General features: G+C 74.1%; 9 protein-coding genes. 7 read left to right on the plus strand and 2 right to left on the minus strand.

Annotation, left to right across the window (positions count from 1 at the left end):
* Positions 1 to 159: 159 nt before the first annotated feature.
* From ACZ6K0_RS22510 to ACZ6K0_RS22525, 4 genes are all read left to right on the plus strand, one after another.
* The gene (locus ACZ6K0_RS22510) at positions 160 to 1,518 is read left to right on the plus strand and encodes a lysine N(6)-hydroxylase/L-ornithine N(5)-oxygenase family protein (protein ID WP_469229894.1); all 1,359 of its coding nucleotides are present in this window, start codon (positions 160 to 162) and stop codon (positions 1,516 to 1,518) included.
* A gap of 263 nt (positions 1,519 to 1,781) precedes the next feature.
* Positions 1,782 to 2,843: an iron-siderophore ABC transporter substrate-binding protein gene (locus ACZ6K0_RS22515; protein ID WP_376403594.1), complete on the plus strand. Its 1,062-nt coding sequence runs from the start codon at positions 1,782 to 1,784 to the stop codon at positions 2,841 to 2,843.
* 143 nt (positions 2,844 to 2,986) lie between these two features.
* The gene (locus tag ACZ6K0_RS22520) at positions 2,987 to 17,413 is read left to right on the plus strand and encodes an amino acid adenylation domain-containing protein (RefSeq protein WP_469229895.1); all 14,427 of its coding nucleotides are present in this window, start codon (positions 2,987 to 2,989) and stop codon (positions 17,411 to 17,413) included.
* Entirely contained in the window at positions 17,410 to 17,619 is a 210-nt protein-coding gene (locus ACZ6K0_RS22525) for an MbtH family protein (protein ID WP_469229897.1), read from the plus strand. Before ACZ6K0_RS22520 ends, ACZ6K0_RS22525 begins: the two co-directional genes overlap by 4 nt.
* Positions 17,620 to 17,759: 140 nt before the next feature.
* On the opposite strand, the gene ACZ6K0_RS22530 is transcribed toward ACZ6K0_RS22525, so the two are convergent.
* Entirely contained in the window at positions 17,760 to 19,664 is a 1,905-nt protein-coding gene (locus tag ACZ6K0_RS22530) for an ABC transporter ATP-binding protein (protein WP_469229899.1), read from the minus strand.
* Positions 19,661 to 21,358, minus strand: a complete 1,698-nt coding sequence (locus ACZ6K0_RS22535; RefSeq protein ID WP_469229901.1) for an ABC transporter ATP-binding protein — start codon at positions 21,356 to 21,358, stop codon at positions 19,661 to 19,663. The genes ACZ6K0_RS22530 and ACZ6K0_RS22535 overlap by 4 nt, the downstream gene beginning before the upstream one ends.
* 193 nt (positions 21,359 to 21,551) lie before the next feature.
* Between ACZ6K0_RS22535 and ACZ6K0_RS22540 the strand changes: the two genes are divergently transcribed.
* Genes ACZ6K0_RS22540 through ACZ6K0_RS22550 form a run of 3 tightly spaced genes read left to right on the plus strand, consistent with a single transcriptional unit; the run spans position 21,552 to position 24,666 of the window.
* A complete protein-coding gene (locus ACZ6K0_RS22540; protein WP_469230613.1) occupies positions 21,552 to 22,619 on the plus strand; it encodes a FecCD family ABC transporter permease in 1,068 nt (355 codons plus the stop codon).
* Positions 22,616 to 23,707, plus strand: coding sequence for a FecCD family ABC transporter permease (locus ACZ6K0_RS22545; RefSeq protein ID WP_376403581.1), 1,092 nt, complete (start codon positions 22,616 to 22,618; stop codon positions 23,705 to 23,707). Before ACZ6K0_RS22540 ends, ACZ6K0_RS22545 begins: the two co-directional genes overlap by 4 nt.
* Complete coding sequence (locus ACZ6K0_RS22550) at positions 23,704 to 24,666, plus strand: ABC transporter ATP-binding protein (protein ID WP_469229903.1); 963 nt, start codon at positions 23,704 to 23,706, stop codon at positions 24,664 to 24,666. The genes ACZ6K0_RS22545 and ACZ6K0_RS22550 overlap by 4 nt, the downstream gene beginning before the upstream one ends.
* Positions 24,667 to 24,682 lie beyond the last annotated feature (16 nt).

Here is a 24,682-nt window from a genome sequence, read left to right on the forward strand (position 1 = left end):
GAAGCCATGGTTTCGGTGCTGTTCGCGACACCCCGTCGACAGGCGCCATCAAATCAGGTTAGCTTTACCTAAGTTCCGCTCGGGTCGCCCTCTCCGGTGTGCCCCGATGCCCTGTTCCCTGCCACGCCCCCCACAGGCGGCACGCACGATGGGAGTGACATGTCTCAGGTTCTTCCTGGCGACACACCTCTGGTCCACGACCTCATTGGAATCGGCTTCGGGCCGTCCAACGTGGCCATGGCGTTGGCGCTCAGCGAGCACAACGCACGCGTCGGCAGGGAGGAGGCGGTGACCGCGCACTTCTTCGAGCGGCAGCCGTGTTTCGGCTGGCACCGCGGCATGCTGATCGACGACGCGACCATGCAGGTGTCCTTCCTCAAGGACCTCGTGACGCTCCGGAACCCGTCCAGCGAGTACAGCTTCCTCTGCTACCTGCAGAGCAAGGGGCGGTTGATCGACTTCGTCAACCACAAGAACCTCTTCCCGCTGCGCGTGGAGTTCCACGACTACTTCGAGTGGGCGGCGGCGAAGGTCGACGACATGGTCTCGTACGGCCACGAGATCATCGCCGTCGAACCGGTCGTCCAGGACGGCGTGGTGGAGTACCTGGAGGTCACCGCCCGCGCCGGATCGGAGCTCGTCGTCCACCGCGCCCGCAACCTCGTCCTCGGCACCGGACTGCGCCCCCGGATGCCGGAGGGCATCGAGCGCAGCGACCGCGTCTGGCACAACTCCGACCTGCTGGCCAAGGTGGACGGCCTGGAGGGCACCGCCCCCGAGAGGTTCGTCGTCGTGGGCGCCGGGCAGAGCGCCGCCGAGAACGTGGCCTACCTGCACCGCCGCTTCCCGGACGCCGAGATCTGCGCCGTCTTCTCCCGCTACGGCTACAGCCCCGCCGACGACAGCGCCTTCGCCAACCGCATCTTCGACCCCGAAGCGGTCGACGAGTACTTCACCGCTCCCGACGACGTCAAGCGCAAGCTGATGGAGTACCACGGCAACACCAACTACTCCGTGGTGGACATCGACCTCATCGACGACCTGTACCGGCAGTCGTACCAGGAGAAGGTCCTCGGCACCGAGCGGCTGCGCTTCCTCAACATCTCCCGGCTCGTCGGCGTCGAGGACGGCCCCGACGGAGCCCGCGCCACCGTCAGGTCCCTGGTCAGCGGCGAGGAGACCACGCTCGACGCCGACGTGGTCGTGCTCGCCACCGGCTACAGCCCCGCCGACCCGCTCGGCCTCCTCGGGGACGTCGCCGAGCGCTGCCACCGCGACGAGCAGGGCCGCATACGCGTCGAGCGCGACTACCGCGTCGCCACCGACCCCGAACTGCGCTGCGGCATCTACCTCCAGGGCGGTACGGAGCACACCCACGGCATCACGTCGTCGCTGCTCTCCAACACCGCGATCAGGGTCGGGGAGATCCTCGACTCGATCGTCGGCCACCGCCCCGCCGCCGTGCCGGCCGCCCGCGAGAACCGGCCCGTCGCCGACGGCGTCGGCACGGCCCGCTAGACCCGACCCGCGCCGGGCCCCGGGCCCGCTGGAGCCGGTCCGTCTCAGGCCCGGTCCGCAGGAACCGGTCCGCGAGGCCCGGTCTGCGCCACACCCGGTCCGCTGGAACCGGTCCGCCGGGACCGGCCCCCGCGAGGAACCCCCGTGCCGCACCCCTCGCACCTCTCCGCGCCCCCCACGCAACACCCGCCGCTTCCCCGCCGGGCAGCGCTCTCGCCCGGCGGGGGCGGCACGCACTGTGAATCCCCGTGAAAGGAAAGTCTGTGTCCACTGGTGCACGTCCCGCGCTCGCGCGGTTCGCCAGATCCGCTCCCCGCGTGGCCGTCCTCGCGGTGGCGGCGCTCGCACTCGCCGCCTGTGGGGGCGGGACGGAGAAGTCCGGCTCGTCCTCCACGCCCTCCGCGCCGGCGTCGGCCGACGGAGCGGGCAAGCCCGCCGCGTTCCCGGTGACGGTCGCGCACAAGTACGGCAGCACGACGATCGACAAGGAGCCGAAGACGATCGTCACCCTCGGCCTCTCCGACCAGGATGCGGTGCTCGCGCTCGGTGTCGAGCCGGCCGGCTCGGTCGACTGGTTCAAGGAGCAGCCGTACGGCAAGTGGCCCTGGACGAAGGACAAGTGGGGCGACACGAAGCCGGTGATCGTCGGCGAGCGCGACGAGTACAACATCGAGAAGATCGCCGCGCTCAAGCCGGACCTGGTCATCGCCCAGTACTCGGGGATGAAGAAGGAGCAGTACGACACGCTCTCCAAGTTCACCAAGGTCGTCGCCCAGCCCAAGGAGCACCCCGACTACGGTGCGCCGTGGCAGGTCATGACCCGGCAGATCGGCAAGGCGCTCGGCAAGGACGCCGAGACCGAGAAGCTGATCGCGGACATCGACACCCGCTTCAAGGCCGTCCGCGACAAGCACCCCGAGTTCGCGCAGAAGACGCTGACCGTCGCCGACTCCTTCGAGGCCGGCAAGTACTCGGCGTTCACCAGGACCGACCCCAAGGCGATCTTCTTCTCCGGGCTCGGCTTCAAGCTGAAGCCGGAGATCGACGGCCTGGCCAAGCCGGGCTGGAACGTCGCCGAGCTCAGCGCCGAGAAGCTGAACGTCCTCGACGTGGACCGGCTCGTCTGGGTCACCTCCAGCACCGAGGCCAACGACCGCATCAAGGCGGAGCCGCTCTACAAGAAGCTGAAGGTCAACCAGGAGAAGCGCGACCTGTTCGTGCCCTACCAGGACCCGGACATCGGCGCCGCGTTCTCCTTCAACACCGTCCTGTCGATCCCGTACGCCATCGACGAGATCGAGCCGCTGCTCGCGGCCATCAAGTGACGACGCACCGCTGCCCCGCTCGTCGCTGACGCAGCGTCAGGGAGCGTGGGTCCTACCGACGGCGTGGCGGTCCCGCCACGCCGTCGAGTCGCGACCGGGACCACTCACACCGACGCACCTCCAGGGAAAGGCCACTTCGTACGATGTTTGACGTCGAGTCGGACCGGACGTCCGCCCACGGGCTCCCCCTCACCGGCGGGCAATCCGGTATCTGGCTGGCCCAGCAACTGGAGCCGGACAGCTCTGCCTACAACATCGTGTTCACGCTCGACCTCCGCGGCGACCTCGACCTCGACCGGCTCGCCGCGGCCGTCCGCCGGGCCGTCGACGAGGCCGAGTGCCTGCGGGTGAACGTCGTTCCCGGGAGCGACGGACCGCGCCAGACGCCCCGCACCCACCCCCTCGACCTCACGGTCGTGGACCTGCGCGCCGCCGCCGACCCGGAGGAGGCCGCCGCCGCGTGGACCGCCGCCGACCGGGACCGGACCGTCGACCTCGCCCACGGACCGCTCTCCGGCCACGCGCTGCTGCGGCTCGCCGACGACCACGTCCTCTGGGTCCAGCGCTACCACCACATCGTCAACGACGGCATGGGCGCCGCCCTCGTCTCCCGGCGCGCCGGCGAGTTCTACACGGCGGGGGAGCAGGCGCCGGCCCCCGGCGACCGCACCCTCGCCGGCCTGGTCGCCGCCGACCGCGCCTACCGCACGTCGGACGGGCACGATCAGGACCGCGCCTGGTGGGCCGACCGCATGGCCGGCAGGACCGAGCCCGTACGCCTCGTCGAGCGCGCCGCGTCCCCGATGACGCGACGCCTGCGGCGTACGACGGAACTCGCCGCCCAGGACGTCGACCGGCTGCACGCCGCCGCCCGGAGCGCGGGCGTCCGCCCGTCCCGCGTCCTCGTCGCCGCCGTCGCCGCCTACCTCCACCGCGTCAGCGGCGAGCAGGACCTCGTCCTCGGCCTGCCGATCACCGCCCGCCGGGACGAGGTCTCCGCGACCGTCCCCGGCATGGTGTCCAACATCCTCCCGCTGCGCCTCGCCGCCGGGCCCGCCGCCACCGGGGCCGCCCTCGTGGCCCACGTCCGCGACCGGGTCGCCGACGCGGTCGCCCACGGCCGCTACCGCGCCGAGGACCTGGCCAGGGACCTCGGCCTCGTCGACGGCGTGCCGGAGCTCGTCGGACCCACCGTCAACGTCCTGCCGCGCTCCGAGGGCCTCCGCTTCGCGGCCGACGGCGGCGAACTCGACGCCGAGCTGCGCCCGGAATGGCTGGGGCCCGTCAGCGACCTCGCCTTCACCTTCGCCGAGACCCGGCACGGCCGGGGCGTCACCGTCCACCTCGACGCGGACGCCGACGTGTGCGACGAGCGGGAGCTCGCGGACCACGAACGCCGCTTCCTCGCCGTGCTGCGTGACTTCACCGCGGACCTCGACCGCCCCCTCGGCCTCCTCGACGTCACCTCCGACGCCGAACGCGCCCTGGTGCTCGACGAGTTCGGCGTCGCCCCGCGCGAGGTCGCGGACCTCTCCTGGCCCGCCGCCTTCGAGCGGCAGGTCCGCCGCAGGCCCGACACCGTCGCCCTCGTCTGCGAGGACCGGGAGCTGACGTACGCCGGACTCAACTCCGCCGCCAACCGGCTCGCCCGGCTCCTCGCCGCGCGAGGCGTGGGCGCCGAGGACGTCGTGGGGGTGGCCCTGCCGCGCTCGCCCGAACTCGTCGTCGCCCTCCTCGCCGTGATGAAGGCCGGCGCCGCCTACCTGCCGCTGGACGCGGACCACCCGCGCGACCGCATCGCCTACATGCTGGACGACGCCCGGGCCCGGACCGTCCTCACCGTGCGCGACCTCGCCGGTGAACTCCCGCGGCCCACGGGCGTCACACACCTCCTGCTCGACGACCCGGAGACCGCCGACGCGCTCGCCGCCCTCGCCGACACCGACCCCGGTGTCCCCGTCGCCCTCGACCAGGCCGCGTACGTCATCTACACCTCCGGCTCGACCGGCCGCCCCAAGGGTGTCGTCGTCCCGCACGACGGCGTCGGCAGCCTCGTCGCCACGGCGACCGACCGCATCGGCATCACCGCCGACAGCCGGGTCGTGCAGTTCGCCTCCGTCGGCTTCGACGTGACGGTGTGGGACCTGATCATGTCGCTGTGCGTCGGCGGCCGGATCATCGTCGTCCCCGCCGAGCGCCGCGTCGCGGGCCCCGCGCTCACCGACTACATCGCCCGCCACCGCGCCACCCACATGATCCTCCCGCCGTCGCTCGTCTCCGCCCTGCCGCAGGAGTGCGAACTCCCCGCCGGGGCCGTGCTCGTCGTCGGCACCGAGGCGGTCCCGAGCGAACTGATCGCCCGCTGGGACGGCAGGCTCCGGGTCGTCGTCGCGTACGGCCTCACCGAGGCGAGCGTCAACTCGACGCTCTGGCTCGCCGAGCCCGACCGGCCCGGCCCCGCGCCCATCGGCCGGCCCGACCCCAACACCCGCGCCTACGTGCTCGACACGGCCCTCCGCCCGGTGCCCGTCGGCGCGGAGGGCGAGCTGTACGTCGCCGGCCGCGGCCTCGCCCGCGGCTATCTGGGCCGCCACGGGCTGACGTCGGAGCGGTTCGTCGCCGACCCGTACGGCGAGCCCGGCACCCGCATGTACCGCACCGGCGACCGGGTCCGCTGGGGCGCCGACGGCAACCTGGAGTTCCTCGGCCGCGCGGACGGCCAGATCAAGATCCGCGGCCACCGGATCGAGCCCGGCGAGATCGAGAGCGCCCTGATGGCCTGCCCGGGCATCGCCCAGGCCGCCGTCCTCGCCCGCGAGGACCACCGGAGCGTGAAGCGCCTCGTCGCCTACCTGGTCGCGGAGGCGGCCGGCGCGGAGGCCGAGGCCGCCGTGACGGCCGCGCGCGCCCACGTGGCCGACGCGCTCCCCGACCACATGGTCCCGTCGGCCGTCGTCGTCCTCGAGGGAACGCTCCCGCTGACCCCCAACGGCAAGCTCGACAGCAAGGCCCTGCCCGAGCCCCGGTGGACGGCCCTGACCGGCGCCGACACCCCGGGCACCCCGGCCGAGACCGCGCTCGCCGCGCTGTTCGCCGAGGTCCTCGGCCTGCCGTCGGTGGGCGTCCACGACAGCTTCTTCGAACTGGGCGGCGACAGCATCGTCGCCATCCAGCTCGTCCACCGCGCCCGCGAGACCGGGCTCGCGATCACCCCGCGCGAGGTGTTCCGGAACAGGACCGTGGCCGCTCTCGCCCGCGCCGCCCGGACCACCGGCGAGACCCCCACCGCCCCGGCCCGCGCGGTGGAGCTCGACGCGGACGCCCTGCCCGTCTCCCCGCTCCAGGAAGGCTTCTTCTTCCACGCGGAGTTCGACGACCGGGCCAAGGACCTCTACGTCGTCCAGGAACTCCTCGACCTCGCGGGCCCCGTCGACCCCGACCGGCTCCGCGACGCCCTCCAACTTCTCCTCGACCGGCACCCGTTGCTGCGCGCGTCGTTCCGCCAGCTGCCCGGCGGCGAGATCGTCCAGCGGCTCGCCGCGCACGTGACCCTGCCGTGGCGGGAGGCCGACACCGCCACCACCGGACTCGACGCGCTCCTGCACGCCGACCGCGCCGAGCGGTTCGCCCTCGACCGGCCGCCGCTGCTGCGCGCCACCCTCATCAGGGACGGGCAGCGCCACCGGCTCCTCCTCACCCTGCACCACATCGTCGCCGACGGCTGGTCCGTCTCCGTCCTGCTCCGCGAACTGGCCGCCGCGTACGAGGGGTTCACGCTCCCGGAGCCGGTCGCCCCGGAGCCGTACCTGGCCTGGCTCGCGGGCCGGGACCGCGACGCCGCCCGCGAGGCGTGGGGGCAGGCCCTCGCCGGGCTCGACGAGCCCACCCGGCTGCCCGAGCTCTCCCGCCCGGGCACCGCCGACGCGCCGGCCCGCCCCGAGCACGTCGACACCCGGCTCCCCCAGGGCCTCGCCGACGGACTGACCGCCTACGCCCGGAGCCACGGCCTGACCCTGAGCACCGTCCTCCACGGCGCCTGGGGCCTCCTCCTCGGCGCGCTCACCGGCAGCCGGGACGTCGTCTTCGGCACCACCGTCTCCGGGCGCACCACGGAGGTCGCGGACCTCGACGCCGCCGTGGGCCTGTTCATCAACACCGTTCCGGCGCGGGTGACCCTGCGCCCCGACGAGTCGCTCACCGACCTCCTGCGGCGCGTCCAGGACGAGCACGCGGCCCTGCTCGACCACCAGCACCTCGGCCTCGCCGACATCCAGCGGGTCACGGGCGGCGGCGGTGAACTCTTCGACACGCTCGTGGTGGTGGAGAACTACCCGACCGGCGACCGGACCGCGGGGCAGGGGCCCGAGAAGCCGCTCGTCACCGGCGCCGAGATCCTCGACGCCGTGCACTACCCGCTCGCGCTCGTCGTCGAGCCCGCCGACGACGGGCTGCTGCTGCGGTTCAAGCACGACGCGGCACGCCTCGACCAGGTCGCCGTCGCGGTCCTCGCCTGCCGCTTCACCGCCCTGCTGCGGACCGTCGTCGCCGAACCCGCCCACCCCGTCGGCCGCACCGGCATACTCTCCCTCCGCGAGCGGGACCACCTCGCGGAGCTCAACGCCACCGGGCACCCGGTCCCCGAGGCGACCCTCGCCTCCCTCTTCGCCGCACGGGTCGCGGACGCCCCGCACTCCCCGGCCGTCGTCTTCGACGACACCACCCTCACCTACGCGGATCTGGACCGGCGCGCCGAGGCGCTCGCCCGGCGGCTCCGGGCCCGCGGCGCCGGCCCCGAGCAGTACGTCGCCGTCGCCGTGCCCCGCTCGGCCGAGCTGATGGTCGCGCTCCTCGGCGTCCTCAAGTCGGGCGCCGCCTACCTGCCGGTCGACCTCGACTACCCGGCCGACCGGGTCGCGTTCATGCTCACCGACTCGGGCGCCCGTACCGTCGTGACGACGGCGGAGGCCGCCGGCCGGCTGCCCGCCGTCCCGGACCTCCACCACCTGCTCGTCGACGGTGAGGAGCGGGACGGGGCCGCCCCCGACGCGCCCGTGCGCGCCGCCGGACCCGACCACCCCGCGTACCTGATCTACACCTCGGGCTCCACCGGCCGGCCCAAGGGCGTCGCCGTCACCCACCGGGCGATCGTCAACCGGCTCGCCTGGATGCAGCACGCGTACGGGCTGACCGCCGACGACCGGGTGCTCCAGAAGACCCCGTCCAGCTTCGACGTGTCGGTCTGGGAGTTCTTCTGGGCGCTGGCCGAGGGCGCGACCGTCGTCCTCGCCCGCCCCGACGGCCACCGCGACCCCGCCTACCTGGCCGGCCTCATCCACGAACGGGCCGTCACCACGGCCCACTTCGTGCCGTCGATGCTCGCCGCGTTCGTCCAGGTCGCGGAGTCCGCCACGGACCTCCCCGACTGGGCGGCGAGCCTGCGCCGGGTGTTCTGCAGCGGCGAGGCGCTCACCGGCGCCGACGCCCGCCGCTGGCGAGACCTCACGTCCCGGACCTCCCGCGACGGCCGGGGACCCGTCCCCCTCCACAACCTCTACGGCCCCACCGAAGCCGCCGTCGACGTCACGTACTTCCCGTACGAGGGCGGCGACGAGCCCGCCGTCCCGATCGGGCGACCCGTGTGGAACACCCGGCTCCACGTCCTGGACCCGTTCCTGCGGCAGGTGCCCGACGGAGTGCCCGGCGAGCTGTACCTCGCGGGCGTCCAGCTGGCGCGGGCCTACCACCACCGGCCCGGTCTTACCGCCGAGCGGTTCGTGGCCGACCCCTTCGGCGAGCCCGGCAGCCGGATGTACCGCACCGGCGACCTGGTGCGGCGGCGCGCCGACGGCGCGGTCGAGTACCTCGGGCGCACCGACCGCCAGGTCAAGATCCGCGGCAACCGCATCGAGCTGGGCGAGATCGAGACCGCCCTCGCCGCACTCCCCGGCGTCGCCCGCGCCACCGTGACCGTCCGCAACGGCGCCCTCGTCGGCTACGCCGTCTCGGCCCCCGGCGCCGCCCCGGAGCAGGGGGCGCTCCTCGCGGCGCTCGCCGACGCGCTGCCCGCCCCCATGGTGCCCGGCGCCCTCGTCGTCCTCGCCGAACTGCCCCTGACGCCCAGCGGCAAGCTCGACCAGAACGCCCTGCCGGCCCCCGAGGCCGCACCCCGGGCGGACGGCCGCGCGCCCCGCGACGAGCGCGAGCGCGCCCTGTGCGCGATCTTCGCCGACGTCCTCGGCATGCCGGGGATCGGCGTCGACGACGACTTCTTCGTCCTCGGCGGCGACAGCCTCACCTCGATCACCGTCGCCACCCGCGCCCGCGAGCGGGGGCTGACGCTCAGCCCGCGCGACGTGTTCGCGTGCCGCACCCCCGCCGCGCTCGCCGAGACGGCCGCGCGTACGGCCCTGACTGCGGCCCCGACTGCGACTTTGACCGCGACTCCGACCGCGACGCCGGCCGACCCCACCGCATCCCAGACAACCGAGGTACCCGTGCACTCAGACGGCGTGACCGTCTCCGCCACCGACGCCGGGCAGGCCGCCGCCGCCCTCCAGGCCGTCCTGGCCCTCCAGCAGCAGTCCGGCGCCGCCGTCGACCCCGCCCTGAAGGCCCTGCTCGACCAACTGACAGCCGCCGCGCCCCCGGAGCCCTCCGCACCGGCCCCGGAACCGCCCCCGGCCCCGCTGGGCGGGCTCGTGCTCACCGCCGAGGAGACCGAGCGCGTCCACGCCGCCGCCGGGCTCCCCGTCGCGGACATCTGGCCGCTCTCCCCGCTCCAGGAGGGCATGTACTTCCACGCCACCTACGACGCCGGCGACGCCCTCGACGTCTACCAGTCCCAGGAGGCCCTCGACTTCGACCGCAGGGTCGACGCCGACCGGCTGCGGGCCGCCTGCCGCGCCCTCCTCGCGCGCAACACCAGCCTGCGCGCCGGATTCACCAGCGACGGCCTGCCCCGGCCCGTGCAGTTCATCGCGGACGGCGCCGAGATCCCGCTGACCGAGGAGGACCTGAGCCACCTGCCCGAGGAGGAACAGCGGACCCGGGTGGAGGAGCTGCTCGCCGCCGACCGCCGCCGGCGCTTCGACCTGTCCGCCGCCCCGCTCTGCCGCCTGCTGCTCATCCGCCTCGGCGACGGCCGCGACCGGCTCGTCGTCACCCACCACCTCATCCTGTGGGACGGCTGGTCCGCCTGGCTGTTCCTGGAGGAGCTGTTCACGCTGTACGAGCGGGCCGGCGACGCCACCGGCCTCGCGCGGCCCGGCTCGTACCGCGACTACCTGGCCTGGCTCGACGCCCAGGACACCGCGGCCGCCCTGGACGCCTGGCGCGGGACGCTCGCCGGATTCGACGAACCGACGCTCGTCGCCCCGTCCGGACGCGACGCCGGCCCCGTCATCCCGGCCGACTTCGACGCCCACCTGACCCAGGAGAGCAGCGACCGGCTCCGCGCCCTCGCCCGGCGCCACGGACTCACCCTGAACACCGTCCTGAACGCCGCCTGGGGCCTGGTCCTCTCGGCGATGACGGGCCGCGGCGACGTCGCCTTCGGCACGGCGGTCGCCGGGCGCCCGGCGGACGTACCGGACGTGGCCGGCATCATCGGCATGTTCCTGAACACCGTCCCCGCCCGCGTCGCCTTCGCCCCGGACGAGCCGCTGCTCGACCTGCTGCGGCGGATGCAGACCGAGCGCGCCTCCGTCATGCCGTACGAGTACGTGGGCCTGGGCACGCTCCAGCAGGAGACCGGCCACCGCCGCCTCTTCGACACGCTCTTCGTGCTCCGCTCGGCCGACGGCGAGGACCGCGCGGCGGAGCTCCGGGCGCGGCACGGCATCACCGGCGTCTCCAACGTCGACGGCACCCACTTCCCGCTCACCCTGATCGTCACGCCCGGCGCGCGGCTGCGGGTGACCCTGGCGGCCAGGCCCGACCTCTTCGACGCCGCGGCCGCCGCCACGATCCTGGCCCGCTTCACGACGGTCCTCGACCGCCTGGGCGAGGCCCTCGACGGCACGGCGTCCGCCCGCACCGCCGGAGTGGACCTGCTGCTCCCGGAGGAGCGCGCCGCCCTCGACTCCGGCCGCGCGGCCACCCGCGAGGACGTACCGGACGAGACCGTCGCCGACATGCTGACGGCCCAGGTCGCCCGTACCCCCGACGCCGTGGCGCTCGTCTTCGGCGACCGCGCCCTCACGTACGCCGAACTGGACGCGCAGATCAACCGGCTCGCCCGGCTGCTCCTCGCCCGCGGCGCCGGACCCGAGACGGTCGTGGCGCTCGCTCTGCCCCGGTCCATCGAGATGGTGGCCGCGCTCTTCGCCGTCCTGCGGACGGGCGCCGCCTACCTGCCGCTCGACCTCGACCACCCCGCCGACCGGCTGCGCCTGATGGCCGAGGACACGGGACCGCTGTGCCTGCTGTCCACGACCGCCGTCGCCCCGACCCTGCGCGGCGAGGACGGGCCCGTCGCCCCCGAGCTCCTCCTCGACGACCCGGCCGTGGCGGCCGAACTGGCCGCGCTGCCCGGCGACGGCATCAGCGACGCCGAGCGGCCCGCGTTCGCCCGCGGTGTGCCGGACCGGCTGGAGCACCCCGCGTACGTCATCTACACCTCCGGCTCCACCGGCCGCCCCAAGGGCGTCGTCACCCCCTACCGGGGTCTGACGAACATGCAGCTCAACCACCAGAAGGAGATCTTCGACCCGGCCATCGCCTCGGCCGGCGGACGGCGCCTGCGCATCGCGCACACCGTCTCCTTCGCCTTCGACATGTCCTGGGAGGAGCTGCTCTGGCTCGTCGAGGGCCATGAGGTCCACGTCTGCGACGAGGAGCTCCGCCGCGACGCCGAGGCCCTGGTCGCGTACTGCGACGAGCACCGCGTCGACGTCGTCAACGTCACGCCCACCTACGCCCAGCTCCTCATCGAGGAGGGCCTGCTCGACCGCGACGAGGCCACGGGCAGTGGCGCGGGCAGTGGCACGGGCAGTGGCACGGGCAGTGGCGCGGGCCGGCACCGGCCCGCGCTCGTCCTGCTCGGCGGCGAGGCCGTCTCCGACACGGTCTGGACGCGCCTGCGCGACACCGACGGCACGTACGGCTACAACCTGTACGGCCCGACCGAGTACACGATCAACACCCTCGGCGGTTCCACCACCGACAGCGCGACGCCCACCGTCGGCCTGCCCATCCGCAACACCCGGGCCCATGTCCTCGACACGATGCTGCGGCCCGTCCCCCCGGGCTGCCCCGGCGAGCTGTACATCGCCGGTACGGGCCTCGCCCGCGGCTACCACGACCGGGCGGGGCTCACGGCCGAGCGGTTCGTCGCCGACCCGTTCGGCGAGCCCGGCGAGCGCATGTACCGCACGGGCGACCTCGTACGGCAGCGCCCCGACGGCCTGCTCGACTTCCTCGGCCGCACCGACGACCAGGTGAAGCTCCGCGGCTACCGCATCGAACTCGGCGAGATCTCCACGGCCCTGTCCGCGCACCCGGAGGTCGCCCACGCCGCCGTCGTCGTCCACGAGACCGCCGGCACCAAGCGCCTCGTCGGCTACCTCGTACGGGAGGAGGGCGCCGATCCCGTCGACGAGACGCTCGTGCAGCGGCTGCGCGAGCACCTCAAGGCCGGCCTGCCCGACTACATGGTCCCGTCCGCGCTCGTCCCCGTGGCGACGCTGCCGCTGACCGTCAACGGCAAGCTCGACGTCAAGGCCCTGCCCGCCCCGGACTTCGCCGGCACCGGCGAGACCCGCGCCCCGCGCACCCCGCAGGAGGAGACGCTGTGCGCGCTCTTCGCGGAGGTGCTCGGCCTTGCCGAGGGCAGCGTCGGCATCGACAGCGACTTCTTCGAGCTGGGCGGCCACTCGCTCCTCGCCACCCGGCTCGTCAGCCGCGCCCGCACCGCGCTCGACGCCGAACTCGCGATCCGCGACCTCTTCGAGGCGCCCACCGTCGCCGAGCTCGTCGCCCGCACGGCCGCCTCGCGCGGCACCGGCCGCCCGGCCCTGACGGCCCTCACGGCCGCCGAACGGCCCGACGAACTGCCGCTGTCGCACGCCCAGCAGCGCCTGTGGGTCATCCAGCAGATCGAATGCACCTCGGCCGCGTACAACTTCCCGCTCGTCATGCGGCTGCGCGGCGCCTTCGACCGCACGGCCTGGAGCGCCGCCCTCGCCGACGTGACCGCCCGCCACGAGGCGCTCCGCACGGTCTTCGCCGAGCGCGAGGGCCAGGCGTTCCAGCGGGTCCTGCCCGCCGACGTCCGCCCGGTCGTGGAGCACCTGCGCGCCGCCGAGGAGGAGGTGCCCGCCATCGTCGACGCCGCCGTCCGCCGGCCCTTCGACCTCGCCGGCGAACTCCCCCTCCGCGCCACGATCGTGGAGGTGGCGCCCGACGACCACGTCGTCGCGCTGCTCCTGCACCACATCACCACCGACGAGTGGTCCGACCGCCCCTTCCTGCGGGACCTCGCCACCGCCTACCGGGCCCGCCTCGACGGCGCCGCCCCCGACTGGCAACCGCTGCCCGTCCAGTACGCCGACTACGCCCTCTGGCAGCAGCGCCTCCTCGGCGACCCGGCCGACCCGGACAGCCTCGCCGCCCGGCAGCTGGAACACTGGAGCACGGCCCTGGCCGGCGCCCCCGAGGAGCTGGAGCTGCCCACCGACCGGCCGCGGCCCGCCCGCCCGGCGTTCACCGGCGCCGAGCTGGACATCGCCTTCGACCCCACGGTCCACGAGGGCCTCAAGCGGCTCGCCCGCGAGACCGGCGCCAGCATGTTCATGGTGGTGCACGCGGCCGTCGCCGCCCTGCTCCACCGGCTCGGCGCCGGCACCGACATCCCCCTCGGCGCACCGATCGCCGGGCGGGGCGACGAGGCCCTGGACGAGCTCGTCGGCTTCTTCGTCAACACGCTGGTCCTGCGGACCGACCTCACCGGCGACCCCAGCTTCACCGAGCTGCTCGCCCGGGTGCGGGAGACCGACCTGGCCGCGTTCTCCCACGCGGACGTCCCCTTCGAGTCGGTCGTGGAGAAGCTCAACCCGACCCGCTCCCTCTCCCGCAACCCGCTCTTCCAGGTGATGGTCGGCTACCACGCCCGCACCGACGACGAGCTGCGGCTGCCCGGCCTCCAGGCCTCCTACGTCCCCTGCGGGATCGGCACCGCCAAGTTCGACCTGGTGTTCAGCTTCACCGAGCGCACCGGCGCCGACGGCGCCGCCGACTCCCTCGGCTGCCGCCTGGAGTTCGCCACCGAACTCTTCGACCGGGAGACCGCCGAGCGCGTCGCCGACCGCCTCCGCAGGCTGGTCACGGCCCTCGTCGCCGCCCCCGACCAGCCGGTGTCGCGGGCCGGGATCCTCTCCGCAGAGGAACGCCGACTGGTCCTCGAAGGCTTCAACGGCCCGCCCCGCGAGGTCGACGAGGAGACCCTGCCCGGGCTGTTCGCCCGCCGGGTCGCCGAACGCCCGGACGCCGTCGCCGTCGTCGACCGCTCCCGGTCGGTGACGTACGCCCAGCTCGACGCCCGTGCCGACCGCCTCGCCCGGCTGCTCGCCGCCCGCGGCGTCGGCGCCGAGAGCGTCGTCGGAGTGGCCGTGCCGCGCTCGGTGGACATGATCGCGACGGTCGTCGCCGCGCTGAAGCTGGGCGCCGCGTTCCTCCCGCTCGACCTCGTCCACCCCGGCGACCGGCTCACGTACATGATCGAGAACTCGGGCGCGGCCGTCGTCGTCGGCACCGAGCCCGTCGCCGGGAAGATCCCCGACGTGCCCGGCGTCCCGGTGCTCCTGCTCGACGCCCCGGACACCGCGGCCGAACTCGCCGCGCTGCCGGCCACACCGCCGCCCGGCGGACCGGTGGGGCTGGACCAGGCCGCGTACGTGATCTACACGTCCGGCTCCACCGGCCGCCCCAAGGGCGTCGTCGTCCCGCACGAGGGCATCGCCAGCCTCGTCGCCACCGCCGTCGACCGGATGGGTCTCGCCCACGACAGCAGCGTCCTCCAGTTCGCCTCCATCGGCTTCGACGTCTTCGCCTTCGAGCTCGCCATGGCGCTCTGCCACGGCGGACGGCTCGTGCTCATCACCGACGAGGCCAGGGTCGCGGGCCCCGCCCTCACCGACTTCCTCGCGGACCAGCGGATCACCCACATGATCCTGCCGCCGTCGCTGGTGTCGGCGCTGCCCCCGGGCTGCGCCCTGCCCGAGGGCTCGACCGTCCTCGTCGGGACGGAGACCGTCCCGCCGGACCTCTTCGAGCGGTTCGGCGTCACCGCGCACCTGATCTGCGCGTACGGACTCACCGAGGCGACGGTCAACTCGACGCTCTGGCCCGCCCGCGAGCACGGCGGCCGCGCCACCGGCCGGGTGCCGATCGGCCGCCCCGACCCCAACACCCGCTGCTACGTCCTCGACGAGCACCTGCGGCCGGTGCCGCCCGGTGTCGTCGGCGAGCTGTACGTCGCGGGGCGCGGCATCGCCCGGGGCTACCTCGGGCAGCCGGGGCTCACCTCGGAGCGGTTCGTCGCCGACCCGTTCGGCGCACCCGGCAGCCGCATGTACCGCACGGGCGACCGCGCCCGCTGGCGCGCCGACGGCAACCTCGACTTCCTCGGCCGGGTCGACACCCAGGTGAAGATCCGCGGCTTCCGCATCGAGCTCGGCGAGATCGAGGCCGCGCTCGCCGGCCACCCGTCCGTCGCCCAGGCCGCCGTCCTGCCCGACCGCGACGGCGACATCGTCCGGCTCGTCGGCTACGCCGTACCCGAGACCGGGGGAGGGGCGCCGAAGGAGCTCGACCCGCAGGAGCTGCGCGCCCATGTCGCCGGGCAGCTCCCCGAGTACATGGTCCCCGCCCTCGTCGTCGCCCTCGACGGCCCGCTGCCGCTCACGCCCAACGGCAAGCTCGACCACAAGGCGCTGCCCGCGCCGGAGTGGTCCGCGATGACCGGCGACGCCCGCCCGGCGACCCCGACCCAGACCCGGCTCGCCGAACTGTTCTGCGAGATCCTCAAGCTGGAGAGCGTCGGCGTCCACGACAGCTTCTTCGCGCTCGGCGGCCATTCCATGGCGTCGATGCGGCTGCTCGGCAGGATCCGCACCGAGTTCGGCGTCGAGCTGAGCATCCGGGACGTCTTCGACGCCCTCACCGTCGCCGGCATCGCCGGCAAGCTGGACGGCGCGACCGCCGCCCGGCCCGCCCTGCGCCCGGCAGACCCGGCACACGACGCGGCGGCCGACGGCACCGACCTGCCGGTGGCGCCCGTCCAGCAGTGGCAGTGGGACGCGTACCGCCGCGGCCCCGGCTTCGACCACGCGCTCGTGCTCCGCTCGCCCGGCGGCCTCGACGCCGACGCCCTCGCCGCGGCGCTCGCCGACGTGACGGCCCGGCACGAGCCGCTGCGCACCGCGTTCACCGAGCAGCGCGACGGCACGGTGCTGCGGCGGGCCGCCGAGGCACCGGCGCTCGCCTCCGAGCACTGCGCGGACCTGGACGCCCGACTGGCCGAACTGGCCGGGCAGACACCGGACCTGGAGCGGGAACCCGCCCTGCGGGTCAGGCTGCTCACCGGCACGGACGGGACCCAGGCGGTCCTGCTGACCATGCACTACCTGGCCGTGGACGAATGGTCCGTGGTCCCGCTCCTCCGCGACCTCACCACGGCCTACGGAGAGCGGACCGCCGGCCGGGCACCCGGCTGGGAGCCGCTCCCCGTGACGTACGCCGACTACACCCGCTGGGCGCGCGAGGTCCTCGGGGACCTCGACGACCCGGACAGCCGGGGCGGCCGTCAACTGGCCTACTGGCGGCGGACGCTCAGGGAAGCACCGCGCGAACTGGCCCTGCCGGCCGACGTCCCCGCCCCCGGGGCCGACGGCCGCACCGGACGCGGGGCGGCCGGGGTCGTCGAGTTCGTCCTCGACGAGCGGCTGCACGCCGACGTCGACCGGCTCGCGCAGGCCACCGGCACCAGCATGTTCATGGTCCTGCACTCGGCGCTCGCCGCGCTGCTCACGGCCCACGGCGCAGGCACCGACCTGCCCATCGGCACCATGGTCGCCGGCCGCACCGACGACCGGCTCGCCGATCTGGTCGGCTGCTTCTTCAACACGGTGCTCCTGCGTACCGACACCGCCGGAGACCCGACCTTCGCCGAACTGCTCGCCCGCGTACGGGAGACCACGCTCGCCGCGCTCGACCGGCAGGACGTCCCCTTCGACGCGGTCGTCCGCGCGGCCGGCCTGCGTCCGGCCGGCCCGCAGGTGATGGTGATCCACCACGAGCAGGCCGACCTCGACCCGCTGCAAGGCGGCGTGGGCGCCCTCCAGGCCGTCCCGACCGGCACGGCACGGGTGGAGCTCACGCTCTCCTTCTACGAACCGCGCGGCGACGGGCCCGTGCACTGCGGGCTCGTCCACGCCCACGAGCGGATCGGCGCCGCGAAGGCCCGCCGGCTCGCCGAAGAACTCCAGACCCTTCTGCGCACGGTGACAGCGGACTCCGAACTGCCGCTGTCCGAGCTGTACCACGTCACATCCACGAGGAGTGAGAACGCATGACGACCAACCCCTTCGAGGACCCGCAGGGCCGCTTTCTGGTCCTGGCCAACGGAGAGAACCAGCACTCGCTGTGGCCCTCCTTCGCCGCCGTGCCCGCCGGCTGGCGGACCGTCTTCGGCGAGGACACCCGCGAGGCCTGCCTGGCCTACGTCGAGTCCCACTGGACCGACCTGCGCCCGGTGAGCCTCGTCGCCCAGCAGGGCTGAGCGACAACTCGCCGAGCAGGGCTGAGCAACAATTCGCCCAACAGGGCTGAGCGACAAAAGGAGGGGCGTCACGACGATCCGTCGTGACGCCCCTCCTTCGTGTCGCTCTCAGCGGCTCTTGGCGAGCTGCCGGAGAGCTCCTACAGAGCCGGCGCGACCGGCACCTCGGAGTCGGAACCCGAGGCCGGTCCCGGCACCTTCTCCGCGGGCTGCCGTCGGCTGTCGGACCACGCCGCCCACAGGTCGGCGTACCGGCCGCCCACGGCGATCAGCTCCTCGTGGGTGCCGATCTCCACGACCCGGCCCTGATCCAGGACGACGACGCGGTCGGCGGTCGCGGCCTGCGGGAGACGGTGGGCCACCATCAGGCCCGTACGGCCCTCAAGGGCCCGCGCCGCCGCGTCCTCCAGGACGCGCGCGCCCGCGCTGCCCGCGTCGGCCGTCGCCTCGTCGAGGATGGCGATGGGCGGATCGGCGAGGACCAGCCGGGCCAGCGCGAGATGCTGTGCCTGCGTCACCGTCAGCCGGTGCCCGCCCTCCCCGACGACCGTGGCGAGCCCCTCGGGCAGGGCCTCCGCCCACTCCAGGGCGCCCACCCGGTCCAGGGCCGCGCGCAGCTCCTCGTCACCGGCGTCGGGCCGGGCGAGGCGCAGGTCCTCGGCGAGCGGCCCGGCGAAGACGTGCACCTCCTGGCTGATGAGGGCCACCGCGCGCCGTACCCCTGCCGGGCCCAGCTTCCCGACGGGGACCCCGCCGAGGGTGATCGAGCCCGACGTCGGCGTGTGGACCCCGGCGATGACCTTGGCGAGGGTCGTCTTGCCGGCCCCGCTGGCGCCGACCAGCGCGATCCGCTCCCCGCTGCGGACGACGAGGTCGACCTCGTGCAGCACCGGAGCCCCGGTGGCGTACGCGTGACTGAGCGCCGAGACGGTGACCGAGCCGTCCACGGGAGCGTCCGCGTCCTGCGGCGCGGGCTCGGCCGGGAGGGCCGAGACGCCCACCAGGCGGGCGAAGCTCGCGCCGGCGGACTGCGCGTCGTCCAGGAGGTACAGCGTCGCGTTGATCGGGTTGAAGAGGCTGTGGAAGTACAGCGCGGCGGCCGTGGCCGTACCGATGCTGACCGAACCGCCGTCGACCAGGACGAATCCGGTGGCGAGCATCGCGGCCAGGCCGATGAACTCCGCGAGGTTCAGCCGGGAGAAGAAGCCGGTGACGAGGTGGATGCCCCGCAGGCCGAGGTCGCGCGCCGCCGCCGACCGCTCGTCCAGGAGGCCGGCGTGCGTCCCGCCGAGACGGAACGCGCGGACGGTCCGCGCGCCGCCGACGCTGTCGAGCAGCTGGTGCTGCAGCGCGCCGGTGGCGATGCGGTGCGCCCCGTACACGGGGGAGGAGCGGCGCATGTACCAGCGGACGGAGAACACCTGGACCGGCGCGGCGAGGAGCGCCGCGAGCAGGAACCGCCAGTCGAGGACGGCGAGTCCGACGAAGGTGAGCACGATGGTGAGCGCGGACCGGCTGAACTCGGGCAGCGCCTGGCGCACCGACTTCGCGATCATGGTCACGTCGCTCGTGACCCGCGAGACGAGGTCGCCGGAGCCGGCCGCCTCGACGCGCTCCAGCGGCAGCCGCAGCGCCCGCTCGATGAACTGCTCGCGCAGCGCGGCGAGCACGGTCTCGCCGAGCCGGGCGACGAGCGTGCTGCCGACGGCCGTGGCCGCGCCCCGGGCCACGGCGACGGCGATGAGCAGGACGAGCGGAAGCGTCAGGGCCTGGGCGCCCCGCTGGTCCACGACCAGGTCGACGATGTGACCGAGGATCGGTGCGGTCAGCAGGCCGATCGCGGTTCCGGCGACCAGGACGGCCGTCGCGGCCACGGCCAGGAGCCGGTGGCCGTGGAGCATCGTGCGGAGCGCCGCCAGGCACGCGGCGCCCGTGGCGGTCGGCAGGAGCGTGCGGTCCGGGCTGCTTCCGGTCATGGTCTGTTCCGTCTCCTTGGGCGGGGTCGTACGCGGTCCCTCGTCGGTCGTCGTGCCGGCCGCCGTCATGCCAGCACCGTCGCGCGGTACGTCTCGTCGGCGACGAGGAGGTCGTTGTGGTGGCCGGCGGCCCGTACGGCCCCGTCCTCCAGGACCACCACCCGGTCGGTCACCGCGAGGAGCGCGGGACTCGTGGTGACGAGGACGGTCGTCCGGCCCCGGCGGACCTCCCGCAGCCGGCTCGCGATCCGCGACTCGGTGACGGTGTCGACGGCGGTCGTCGGATCGTGCAGGACGAGCACGGGCCGGTCGGCGGCGAGCGCCCGGGCGAGCGCGACGCGCTGACGCTGGCCGCCGGACAGGGACCGGCCGCGCTCGGCGAGGAGGGTGTCCACGCCGTCCGGGAGGAGTTGGGCCACGTCGTCGGCGGCCGAGGCCCCGAGGGCCCGGTCGACCGCCGCCGTGTCGCCGTCGGCCCCGGCCCGTACGTTGTCGAGGAGGCTGGACTCGAACAGGTCCGCGTCGTGGTGGGCGACCAGGACGGCCCGGCGCAGCGCGTCGGGGTCGAGCCCGGTCAGCGGGACGCCGTCGAGCTCGATCGTGCCCTCGGCGGGGTCCTGCTCCCGGGCCAGGCAGAGCAGCAGGTCGGCGGCGGCCGCCGGGTCCTTGGCGACGATGCCGGTCAGGCCGCCCGCGGGCAGGTCGAGGTCCACGCCCTGCAGGGCGCCGAGCGACACACCGCGCAGGGCGAGGTGTCCGGCGGCCGGTTCGGCCGGGACCGTCTCCCCGCCCCGGACGGCGGCGGGCTCGGCCAGGACCTCGGAGATCCGCCGGGCGGACGCCCGTCCCTGGGCGAGTTCGGCGTTGACGTAGGTGAGCAGCTGGAACGGTCCGAGGAGGAACTGCGCCAGGCCCACGGCCGCCACCAGGTCGCCGACGCTGATGGTGCCGTCCATGGCGAGGTAGGCGCCGACCAGGCCGATCACGGCGATGAAGACGCCGGTCAGGGCGAGGACCGCGCCCTCGTGCCCGGCCCGGCTGCGGGCCGCGCGCAGGGCGGCGGCCAGCGAGTCCTGGCTCGTGGTGCGGTAGCGGGCGACGGCCGCCGACTCGGCGCCCATGCCCTTGAGGACGCGCAGACCGGAGACGAGGTCGGCGGCGACGCCCGAGGCGTGGGCGGCGCGCTCCTGCTCGGTCTCGCTGCGCCGTTCCAGGGGCCGGCTGATGCGGTGCCCGAGCCAGAGCAGCGGCGGGATGCCGAGCAGGACGAGGAGGCCGAGCGGGACGGAGATCCTGAGGAGCGCGACGGCGCTGATCACGAGGGCGGCGACCGCCGACACTCCGTACGCGATGATCGTCGCCACCGAACCCACCCGGCGGGCGTCGTTGGTGGCGATGCTGGTCAGGGCGCCGGGGAGCCGGTTGGTCTCGGCGCCGCCCCGGGGGTCGAGGACGCGCGCGGCCAGTTCCACGCGGAGCCGGTGCGCGGCGTGCTCGCCCGCGCCCTCGGTGATTCGCGCGCTCGTGCGGTAGGACGTGGAGAGCACGAGGAAGAGGGCCGCGAGGACGAGGAGCCAGCGCAGCAGGGCGTCGGAGGAGCCGGTCGCCACCGCCGTGTCGATGATGACGCCGATGACCACGGGGACCAGGGCCTCGCAGCCTTGGTGGGTCATGCCGAGCAGGGACGCCGCGACGATGCGCGGACGCTGCCCTCTGATCGCTCGACGGAGGACAACTGCCCCTGTCGGTACGCCCGTTGGCATGGGACTCCTCCACGGAGAGGTAGGTGATGGTTAGGTAAGCCTACTCTGACTGTCTTGCGCGTTGACCGGCCGTTTGCGTTCGGTTAGCCTCACCTAAGTATCGCCTCGCCATCGTCTCGGTATCGCCTCCGTATCGACCCGTCAGTCCGTGTGTCGCGGGGCTCGCCCCGCGTGTCAACTGCCGTCAGGGGAGCTGTTGTTGTCCGTCCAGTCCCGCGATCAGGTCGGGAAGGCCGTCGACGCGCCACCCCACTCGGGCCGCACCGGGGCGACGCTCCGGAGCCTCGGCCTGGTCCTCGGCGTCGCGTTACTCGTCCTCGTCTCCCTCCTCAGCGTCTGGGTCGGCACCCGGGGCATCCCCTTCACCGCCACCTGGAACGCCCTGTGGAACCCCGACGGGTCGGAGACGTCGGTGATCATCCATGACTACCGCATCCCCCGGACCCTCCTCGGCATGCTCGTCGGCATGGCGCTCGGCCTCGCCGGCGCCCTGATGCAGGCCCTGACCCGCAATCCGCTCGCCGACCCCGGCATGCTCGGCGTCAACCTCGGCGCCTCCGCCGGCGTGGTGGTGGCCATCGCCTTCTTCGGGATCGCGGCGCCCCTCGGCTACGTGTGGTTCGCCCTCGCCGGCGCCGCCGCCGCGTCCGTCGGGGTCTACCTCCTCGGCTCCTCCGGCCGGAAGCTCGCCTCGCCCGAGCGGCTCGTCGTCGCCGGCGCCGCCGTCACCGCGGTGCTGTACGCCTTCAACTGGGCGATCCTGCTCCTCAACCCCAGGGCCTTCGACCAGTTCCGCTTCTGGACCGTCGGCTCGCTCGCGGGCCGCTACGGCGACGTCGTCCTGATGGCCCTGCCGTTCATCGCCGTGGGCCTGGTCATCGCCCTCGTGCTCGCACCCTCGCTCAACGCCCTGGCCATGGGCGACCAGATGGGGCGGGCCCTCGGCGTGAACGTCGGCCGGACCCGCGCCCTCGGCGCCGTCGCCGTGATGCTGCTGTGCGGCGCCGCCACCGCCGCCGCCGGACCGATCGGCTTCGTGGGGCTCGCCGTCCCGCACGTCGCCCGGTTCGTCGTCGGACCCGACCAGCGATGGGTGTTCGCGTACTCGATGCTCATCGCCCCCGTCCTCCTCATCGGCTCGGACGTCATCGGCCGGGTCATCGGCGCCCCCGGCGAGGTGCAGGTCGGCATCGTCACCGCGTTCATCGGAGCGCCCCTCTTCATCGCCCTCTGCCGCCGCCGAAAGCTGGTCATGCTGTGACTGCCGTACGGGAGGCGAAGGCCTCCGGACCCCCGTCGCCGCCCCGCGTCGTCACCGGCCGGGTCGTCCGTACGCCCTCGGGGACCGTCTCCCTGCTCGTCCGGGGCCGGACCGTCGCCGTCACCGCCGGGATCCTCGCCGCGCTCCTCGCCGTCGTCGGCACCACCCTGACCACGGGCGACTTCGACCTCTCCGTCGGCGAGGTCCTCCAGGCCCTCACCGGCAACGGCTCCGGCATCGCCGACTTCGTCGTCAACACCCTGCGCATGCCGCGGCTCGTGACCGCGCTGTGCGTCGGCGCCGCCCTCGCCGTCAGCGGGGCCATCCTGCAGAGCGTCACGGGCAACCCCCTCGGCAGCCCCGACATCATCGGCTTCACCAACGGCTCCGCCGTGGGCGCCCTCGTCGTCATCGTCGTGCTCCACGGCAGCATGACGCAGATCGCGCTCGGTGCGCTGGCCGGTGGCCTCGCCACCGCCCTCGCCGTCCACCTCCTCATGCTCGGCCGGGGGATCCAGGGATTCCGCCTGGTCGTCGTCGGCATCGGCGTCAGTGCCCTGCTCCTCGCCGTCAACTCGTACCTGATCACCCGGGCGACCTTCCAGGAGGCCCTGGAGGCCCAGGCCTGGCTGATCGGCAGTCTGGGCAACCGCCTCTGGACCCACGCGAACGCCATCGGCATCGCCGTCGCCGTCCTGCTGCCGCTCGCCTTCTTCCTCTCCCGCCGGCTCTCCATGGTCGAGATGGGCGACACCACCGCCATGGCCCTCGGCGTCGACGTGGCCCGCACCCGCACCCTCCTCCTCGTCATCAGCGTCGCCCTCGCCGCGTTCGCCACCGCCGTCACCGGCCCCATCTGGTTCATCGCCCTGGCCGCGCCCCAGGTGGCCCGCAAGCTGACCCGCTCCTCCGGGCCCGCCCTGCTGCCGTCCGCCCTCATGGGCGCGCTGATGCTCGCCCTGAGCGACCTCGCCGTGCAGCGCCTCTTCGCCCCCGCGCTGCTTCCCGTGGGCACGGCGACCGGCTGCGTCGGCGGGCTCTACCTCATCTGGCTACTGGTCACCGAGTCGCGAAAGAGCCGCGCATGACAGCAACAGAGAACCGCCCGACGGACCGCTCGACGAACGGCCCGGTGAACGGTCCGTCGGGCCGCCCGGCGCACCGCCCCGCCTCCCGCCTGCGTGCCGAGAACCTCACCCTCTCCTACGACCAGCGGACGGTCGCGACCGGCCTCGGCGTCGACATCCCCGACCACTCGTTCACCGTGATCATCGGCCCGAACGCCTGCGGCAAGTCCACGCTCCTCACCGCGCTCGCCCGGATGCTCAAGCCCCGCGCCGGACAGGTCTACCTCGACGGCCGCGCCATCAGCTCCTACCGGTCCCGCGAGGTCGCCCGCCGCCTCGGGCTGCTCCCGCAGTCCTCGACCGCGCCCGGCGGCATCACCGTCGGCGACCTCGTCGCCCGCGGCCGGTACCCGCACCAGGGCATGCTGAAGCAGTGGTCCGCCGACGACGAGGCGGCCGTGGTCGAGGCGATGCGGCAGACCGGCGTCCTCGAACTCGCCGACCGGCCCGTCGACGACCTCTCAGGCGGCCAGCGCCAGCGCGTCTGGCTGTCCATGGTCCTGGCGCAGCAGACCTCTATCCTGCTCCTCGACGAGCCGACGACCTTCCTGGACATCGCCCACCAGGTCGAGGTCCTCGACCTGTGCGCCGAACTCCACGCCCGCGAGGGCCACACGATCGTCGCCGTCCTCCACGACCTCAACCAGGCGTGCCGCTACGCCACGCACCTCATCGTGATGCGGCCCGGGGGCGTGATCGCCGCCGAGGGCGATCCGTCGACCGTCATGACCGCCGAGCTGGTCGAGGACGTGTTCGGCCTGCCCTGCCGGATCATCGACGACCCGGAGACGGGAACACCGCTGATGGTGCCGGCGGCCCCCAAGCGGTACGCGCCCACCACCGTGGCCGCGGAGACTCCCCAGGCCACCCAGACGGCCACCCAGGCCACCCAGGCAACCGAGCTCGCCCCGACCTCCTGACGGCGGCGGCGACGTC

This window comes from Streptomyces sp. NPDC042346 (assembly GCF_055581845.1).

Excerpts from the sequence above, each read along its gene's own strand:
- ACZ6K0_RS22510 (WP_469229894.1), top strand. The coding sequence starts at position 160 with ATGTCTCAGGTTCTTCCTGGCGACACACCTCTGGTCCACGACCTCATT.
- ACZ6K0_RS22520 (WP_469229895.1), top strand. The coding sequence starts at position 2,987 with ATGTTTGACGTCGAGTCGGACCGGACGTCCGCCCACGGGCTCCCCCTC.
- ACZ6K0_RS22525 (WP_469229897.1), top strand. The coding sequence starts at position 17,410 with ATGACGACCAACCCCTTCGAGGACCCGCAGGGCCGCTTTCTGGTCCTG.
- ACZ6K0_RS22530 (WP_469229899.1), bottom strand. The coding sequence starts at position 19,664 with ATGACGGCGGCCGGCACGACGACCGACGAGGGACCGCGTACGACCCCG.
- ACZ6K0_RS22535 (WP_469229901.1), bottom strand. The coding sequence starts at position 21,358 with ATGCCAACGGGCGTACCGACAGGGGCAGTTGTCCTCCGTCGAGCGATC.
- ACZ6K0_RS22550 (WP_469229903.1), top strand. The coding sequence starts at position 23,704 with ATGACAGCAACAGAGAACCGCCCGACGGACCGCTCGACGAACGGCCCG.